Here is a 7,017-nt window from a genome sequence, read left to right as displayed (position 1 = left end):
ATCTAAAACCTACGCCAATAGCGGATTGCTCGTAAAGCCAAGGTTGTATTCTTAACTCTCGAGATTGGTTGTGTATGAATGGGTTACAGCATGTGTCACAGCCGTGTGCCCTCTGAGACACGACGTCTCAAGTTGGTGAGAAACGGCCGAGGCCAGGTTTCTTCACTCAATTCCTGTTACGGATGTCGCGCGGGGCTCCCCCTCTGGCATTGGCGCCTGGGGACATCCTCTCAGGACTGTCTGACACTTGTGAGGCTCCGCCATGTCCCTTGTTCCTGGGCCCGTGCGCGTCTTTCGTCATGAGTCGGAAGACGGCCGCTGGGAGCGACTTCGGGCTGTTGCTCTGGATTCTCGACGCGCGAGACGTTTGTGTCGCCACAGGTCACAAGGACCGCTTCGTCGCCGGATGGGATGATTCATTCTCACTCACTGAGACGCCGGGAGTGATGTGAGGCATCCATGTCTACTTCATGCCCGTGGAGCTGGGGATGCCGCCTACGTTGCTGGCCCGGCCCCAACCGCCTGGCCCCGGCGGCCTTCGCGGCGACTGAGCGCGGACGTTGGCGAGTCAAACAACGCCGGTGCATCCGCTTTCCCGCACCGCTTGACTCCCCTAGGGTGCCGCGCCACCGATGCCAGCCGAAGTCACTGTTCAATCAACGTTGTTCGAATCCCTGGTCCGCCTGGCGCAACCCGACGCGAAGCTCCAGGCCGAGTTCCTGGCCGCGGGCTTCGACATGGACAAGCCCCGCGCCACCTATCCGGCGGCCGTGTTCGTGGGTTGTCAGGATGCGACGGTGCGCTACCGCTACCAGGGCATGGACCGTCAGTCGGCCTACCGGACCCTGGGGCGGGAGCTGGTGCGCAGCTACTTCGACACCCTGGTGGGCAAGGTGGTGGGCATTGCCCTCAAGGTGGCCGGACCCGAGCGCGCCATGAAGCGCGTGTCGCTGAGCTTCAGCTCCGTCTTCTCCCCGGTGGACATCCAGGTGGAATCCCTGGGGCCGGCGGACTGGCGTGTCCGCTTCCGGGGCTACCCGTTCCCGGCGGAGGCCGCCGCGGGCACCTGTGAAGGTGCGCTGCGGCAGGCCGGCGCCACCGAGCCCCAGGCGAACGTGGAACGCTACGAGCCGCCCGACGGCTTCGACCTGCGCATTCGCTGGCGCTGACCCGTCAGGGCGTGGACGGGCTCCCCAGCGCTACCGTGGACGCGACGGAGGGCTCCGTCACGTTATCGGTAGACGTGCGGTCGATGAGCACGTTGAGCGGGTCGATGCCCACCTGGACGGGCTTCACGGGAACGGTGAAGGTGAACTCCGATTCACCCTTCGTCACCCGGCGCTTCTCCAGGAAGATGGCCTCGCCGCGCTCGTCGAGCGCGCCCACGTCCATCCAGTCGTTGAAGTCCACCTCCGTCTGTTCGCCCTTCTCATCGGCGCGGTACTTCTTCGACGTCACCTTGAGGGTGACGTCCCAGGTGCCCTGGTCGTTCTGCCGCACCTGCGCGGAGACGGCGCGGTTGTCGTAGAGGGTGATGTTCTCGAACAGGTCCTCGATGAGGTACTGGTACTCCGGCGGCGTCTCTTCCCGGAGGAAGCCCAGCAGCTCGGAGGAGCCGGTGTACGGCGGGCCCTGGAAGCGGACCTTCTCCACGTAGCGGCGCAGGGCGCGGTTCACCCGCTCCTCGCCGATGAAGTCCTGCAGCGCGTACATGACGAGGCTGCCCTTCTGGTAGTGGATGTACATCTGCTGTTCCACCCGTGCCAGCGGCACCTCCTTCTTCGATTCGAACGCGCGGCCAGCGAGGTAGCGGTCCAGCTCGAACTTGAGGAAGCGCTTCATCTTCTTCGGCCCGAAGCGGTGCTTCATCACCATCAGCGCGGCGTACTGTGACATCGTCTCCGACGTCATCGTGGCGCCCTGCGCGCGCGCACCCACCACTTGGTGCGCCCACCACTGGTGGGCAATCTCGTGCGCGGTGACGTAGTACGGGTAGTCCACGTCGTCGGCGCGTCCGTCCTCCACGCGGGCGATGAAGCCCAGCGCCTCCGAATACGGAATCGTATTGGGAAAGGACTGGGCGAAGCTCGCGTAGCGGGGGAACTCCAGGATGCGGGCCTGCCGGTGCTGATACGGCCCGAAGTTCTCGCTGCAGTACTCCAGCGTGTCCTTCATGCCGCGCATCATCCGGTCCAGCGCGAAGGTATGCGTGGGGTGGTGGTAGATCTCCAGCTTCACGTCGCGCCATGTGTCGCGCATCACCTCGTAGCGCGCGGACAGGACGGAGAAGAAGTTGAGGATGGGTTTGTCCATCCGGTAGTGGAAGAAGCGGCGGTTGCCCTCGGTCCACTCCTTCTCCAGGTAGCCCGGGGCAATGGCAATCTGGTCCTTCGCCGTGCTCACCGTGGCCTCGAAGGTGATGAAGTCCGAGTCCTGGCGGATGTAGTTGTCCTGCTTCGCCTTCGGATCGTCGCGGTCCGGCAGGCGCTCGCGAGGCGGCAGGCCGTAGTCCTTGCGGTCCCGGTCGTCCTCCAGCTCCGCGTCCTTTAGGTAGCCCAGCACCGGCAGGTTCATGTTGTTGAAGAAGGTGCCGTTGCCCACGATGTCCGTGCGCGCCCCGCCGTGTTTGAAGCCCTTCGCCCCGAACTCCAGGTCGAACACGATGGCGGAGTCGGCGCCGGGCGCCAGCGGCGTGGGCAGCTCGTAGATGAAGATGCCGAGCTCGGCGTCATGCCTCGCGGGCTTCGTCACCCCGGCCAGGGACAGGCCGCGCACCCGGGCGTCATCCGGCAGGCTGAGCATCACCTTGGAGATGGGCGCGTCCGTCTTGTTGCGGATGCGGTAGCTGCCCAGGGCCTCCAGGCGCAGTGCTTCCGGGTGGATGTGGAAGGTGACCTTCGCGGCGGTGATGCGTGGGTGGGGCAGGGCGGCGTAGGACGCGTACTCTTTTTCGTAGCGGGCCTGCTGCCGCTCCCGGTCCTTCCGCGTGATGTACGGGTTGAGGATGTGGGTGTTGTAATAGATGAACGCGCCCGCCCCGACGAAGACGCAGAGCGACAGCGCCGCGGCTGCCGTCCATGCGCGCGTGCGCCGAGCCTTGGCGGCCGCCCAGCGCTGCTTCCAGCGCGCCTCCAGGCCTCGGACCGTGAGCAGGTAGCCCACCGCCACGAGCAGCGCCGCCAGCCCGTACCAGTAGACGCGGTGCCACACGAGCGCGGGGATGATGCTGCCGAAGCGGTTCAGGTCGGAGTAGCGGAGCGTGGGCTCGGAGCCGTAGCGGACCAGCAGGTCTTCCACGCCCACCAGGCCCAGCGCGGCCTGGAGGACGAAGTAGAGCACCATCACCAGGTACGCCAGGTACTTCTGATGGATGAGCACCTGCGCGAAGAAGGCCAGCACGCACAACAGCGCGTCATGCGGGAAGTCCAGCAGGAAGAGCTGTGTGGCGTAGAGGTTCCACTCGATGTCGAAGTAGCCGCGAAGCACCTGGGAGAGCAGCGCGGACAGCAGCGCCACGACCTTCAGCGAGAAGGCCACGAGCAGCAGCGCCCCCAGCTTCGCGCCATAGGTGACCCAGGACGGCACACGCGTGGCGTCCACGATGTCGGCCAGCCCCGCGTCGCGCTCCTTCCACACCAGCTCACCCGCATAGAAGGTGATGGTGATGAGCAGGAAGGGCTGGAACGTTCGCGTGGCCGTCTCTAGCACCTGCCACGTCACCGGCCAGGTGGCGGTGCCGTATATCTGCTTCGAGATGGAGATGCCCATGGTGCCCATGGCCAGCCCCGCCACGACGAAGGACCAGAACACCGGGGAGCGGAGGATGTCGCGGTAGGCCAGCCAGGAGGTGGCGAAGGCCGTGCGCAGCCAACTGCCCGTCGTGGGCGCCGCCAGGGTGGTGGGGATGGCGACCGGGGCGGGGGCCTCCTTCTCCTGGCGCGTGCCGCGTCCCCGCTGCTCCTCCACGGTGGTGCGGAAGCGCAGGACGGCCAGCCCCAGGAGCGCGGCGCCCACGACGCTCCACAGCAACCGGTTGGCGAGCAGCAGCCCGGCGAAGGGGACGTGGTCCTGGTTGCGCTCGGCCGCCGTCCAGTAGCGGGTCGCGTTCTCGAAGGTGAGGAAGCCGAACGGGTCCAGCAGGGACGCCAGGTCCTGGTGCTGCACGTCGGACATGGCGGCGCTGAGCGTCAGGTACCCCATCACCAGCACCACGACGCCCACGTACACGGGGGCCATGCGCCGCGTCAGGGCGGCCAGCGCGAAGAAGACGGCGCCGGCGAAGAAGAGCGTGGGCCAGACGCCGATGACGTAGGGCCAGAGGTAGGACGTGAGCTGGAACGGAGCGAGCCGCTCGGCATCCACCAGCCACACGCCCGCGGCGCCCACCATCAGCCCGGGGATGATGGCCAACATCAGCACCGCGCTGAAGAGGTACGCGCCCAGGAACCGGCCGAGCAGGTACGGGCCCTTCTTCACGTTCTTCGTGAAGATGAGCATCCACGTGTTGTGGCCGAAGTCCTGGTAGGCGGCCTGGCCGAAGACGGCGGCCACCATGAAGAGGCCGAAGTAGGCCAGGCTGATGGTGAAGCTGAAGACGGTGTGCGGGCTGTTGACGCGGACCAGCTCCGGGCCCGACGCCACCGAGAACCCCTTGAACACGGCGCCAATCGCCAGCGTCATCAGCGCGGCGGCGGCGGCCAGCACCAGGGCGTAGACCCAGGTGGAGATCATTTTCACCCGGCGCCGCAATTCGAAGGTCAGGAGGGCGGTGAACATGGCGGGCCCTCAGGGCTGCTTGGATGCCCGGGCGAGCGCGTGGAAGTACACGTCCTCCAGGTCGGGGCTGGCGGGTTCGAAGCCCTCTGGCGGGGACTCCGCGTAGACGTGGACCAGTCGCTGCCCGGCCACGCGCCGCACGGCGATGACCTCCAACTGCGTCATGAGCGCGTCCAGCTCCTCCTGGTGGGTGACGAAGCGCTTCCACACGCGCTGGTGCAGGGACTCCACCAGCTTCAGCGGGTGGCCGCTGGCCACGACGTTCCCCTGGGCGAGGATGGCCATGTTCTGACAGAGGTCCGCCACGTCGGAGACGATGTGCGTGGACAGCAGCACCACCACGTCGGTGCTGATCTCCGCCAGCAGGTTGTGGAAGCGGAAGCGCTCGGCGGGGTCGAGCCCGGCGGTGGGCTCGTCCACGATGAGCAGCTTGGGATTGCCGAGCAGGGCCTGGGCGATGCCGAAGCGCTGCTTCATGCCGCCGGAGAATCCACCGAGCCGCCGGTCGCGATGCTCCCAGAGGTTCGTCTTCTGGAGGAGCGCCTTCACCGTGTCATGGCGCGGGCCGCGCTGGGCCAGGCCCTTGAGCTGGGCCAGATGGTCCAGCATGTCCCAGGCCGTCACCTTGGGGTACACGCCGAAGTCCTGTGGGAGGTAACCCAGCACCTCGCGCAGCCGGTCCTTGTCCCGGCGCAGGTCGATGCCGTCGAACGTCATGGTGCCCGCGTCCACGTCCTGCAGCGTGGCGATGCTGCGCATCAGCGTGGACTTGCCGGCGCCGTTGGGCCCGAGCAGCCCGAACATCCCGCGTGGAATCGTGAGGTTGACACCCTGCAACGCACGGGTGCCGTTGGGGTACGTCTTCGACACGCCTTCCAGTCTGAGCTCCATGGCGGCGAACCTAGCCCAGTCCTCGGGACCGATGCGTGGAGCGCGTGGCGTCGTTACCATGTCGGCATGCCCTTTTCTCGCCGGACCTCCACCGCCTCCGCGGCCGTCGCCTTCCTCCTGGGGGCCTGCGGAGAGGGGGACCCGGTCATGCTGGAGGCGGTGGCCGCAAGCTGCTCGGGCGGTCCGGCGCAACACCTGGACCGGTTGCCGTCCGGCGCCATGGTGCTCAATGCCTACTTCCTGCAGGAAGAGGCCACTCGGGACGCGCGGCGGGGGGCGGCGGAGTCCCCGGTGCTGGAAGAGGTGCTCGCCAAGGCCTCCGCGCTGGGCGTGCGCGCGCTGCGCACCAACGGACACAACGACGCGCTGTCGAAGGTGGGGGACACCGCCATCCAGGTGGCGCCGCTGGAGTACGACGAGGTGGCCCTGGTCGGCCTGGATTGGGTGCTCACCCGCGCCCGCTTCCATGGCGTTCGCTTGGTGCTGACGCTGGGGAACTACTGGGATGCGTACGGGGGCGCGCGCCAGTACGTGGCGTGGGCGGGCCTCCCCCAGCCCGTGGAAGGGGATGCTCGGTTCTTCACCGACCCGGTGGTGGTGGCGCACTTCAAGGCGCACGTGGCGCGGTTGCTCAACCGGGTGAACACGGTGGACGGCATCCGCTATGGCGACCACCCGGCCGTCCTGGCCTGGGAGCTGCTCAACGAGCCGCGGGGACGGGGGCTGGACAAGGAAGGGGCGCGGCTGCGCGCGTGGATTGATGACGTGGCGCGCGAGGTGAAGACGCACGCGCCCGGCCACCTGGTGGGGACGGGGGAGGAGGGCTTCGAGCCGTCACCCGACGGGTACGACCCTGGCTTCTGGTCCCGCTCCGGGTCGCCGGTGCTTCGCACGCCGGGGGCCAGCTTCACGCGCAACACGGCGTCCCCGTACATCGACTTCGCGTCGGTGCACTTCTATCCGGAGTCCTGGGGCCTGGGCGGCATCGATACTGCCGAGGCTGGCGCCCGGTGGATTCGGGAGCACGCCGCCATCGCCCGGAACCTGGGCAAGCCCTTGTTCGTGGGTGAACTGGGGCTGCGCAACGAAGGCACCTTTGACGTGTCGCAGCGGCGCGCGCTCTATCGCGGCTGGCTGGAGTGCATGCGGAAGGAAGGCGTCGGCGCGGGGGCGCTGTGGATGTTCGCCAATGACGCCCGGCCGGAGGCCTGGGACGACTACACCTTCTATTACCGGGACGGCACGCAGCCGGGAGACCCGGTCAACCGGTACGCGGACCTGGTCATGGAGGCCGCCGCCGCGGAGCGTCCGGGGGCGGCGGTCTCCACGGGGCGCTGAGCGCGGGCGCTC

Annotated in this window: 4 protein-coding genes; 2 read left to right on the top strand and 2 right to left on the bottom strand. The window is 67.5% G+C overall.

Going from position 1 to position 7,017, the window contains the following annotated elements; all coding sequences use genetic code 11:
• Nucleotides 1–632 precede the first annotated feature (632 nt).
• The gene (locus tag BLU09_RS16650) at nucleotides 633–1,169 is read left to right on the top strand and encodes a DUF2378 family protein (protein WP_090490532.1); all 537 of its coding nucleotides are present in this window, start codon (nucleotides 633–635) and stop codon (nucleotides 1,167–1,169) included.
• Between the two features lie 4 nt (nucleotides 1,170–1,173).
• Here BLU09_RS16650 and BLU09_RS16645 read toward each other — a convergent pair whose 3' ends face one another.
• Together BLU09_RS16645 and BLU09_RS16640 are read right to left on the bottom strand one after the other, a co-directional pair.
• Nucleotides 1,174–4,776, bottom strand: a complete 3,603-nt coding sequence (locus BLU09_RS16645; protein ID WP_090490531.1) for an ABC transporter permease/M1 family aminopeptidase — start codon at nucleotides 4,774–4,776, stop codon at nucleotides 1,174–1,176.
• Nucleotides 4,777–4,785: 9 nt separating this feature from the next.
• Nucleotides 4,786–5,667 (bottom strand): ABC transporter ATP-binding protein, encoded by an 882-nt coding sequence (locus tag BLU09_RS16640; protein WP_090490530.1) that lies wholly within the window; start codon nucleotides 5,665–5,667, stop codon nucleotides 4,786–4,788.
• 66 nt (nucleotides 5,668–5,733) lie between these two features.
• Here BLU09_RS16640 and BLU09_RS16635 point away from each other — a divergent pair, with 66 nt between their 5' ends.
• On the top strand, nucleotides 5,734–7,005 hold the full coding sequence (locus BLU09_RS16635; RefSeq protein WP_090490529.1) for a glycoside hydrolase 5 family protein: 1,272 nt from the start codon (nucleotides 5,734–5,736) through the stop codon (nucleotides 7,003–7,005).
• The last annotated feature ends 12 nt before the right edge of the window (nucleotides 7,006–7,017 follow it).

Origin of the sequence: Myxococcus virescens (genome assembly GCF_900101905.1) — a bacterium.
Taxonomy (GTDB): domain Bacteria; phylum Myxococcota; class Myxococcia; order Myxococcales; family Myxococcaceae; genus Myxococcus; species Myxococcus virescens.
Note: the sequence above shows the minus strand (reverse complement) of the source record. Positions and strands in the feature narration are given on the sequence as shown.

Bases quoted from the DNA above. Each gene is read 5' to 3' on its own strand.
- BLU09_RS16650 (WP_090490532.1), top strand. From the start codon at position 633: ATGCCAGCCGAAGTCACTGTTCAATCAACGTTGTTCGAATCCCTGGTC.
- BLU09_RS16645 (WP_090490531.1), bottom strand. From the start codon at position 4,776: ATGTTCACCGCCCTCCTGACCTTCGAATTGCGGCGCCGGGTGAAAATG.
- BLU09_RS16640 (WP_090490530.1), bottom strand. From the start codon at position 5,667: ATGGAGCTCAGACTGGAAGGCGTGTCGAAGACGTACCCCAACGGCACC.
- BLU09_RS16635 (WP_090490529.1), top strand. From the start codon at position 5,734: ATGCCCTTTTCTCGCCGGACCTCCACCGCCTCCGCGGCCGTCGCCTTC.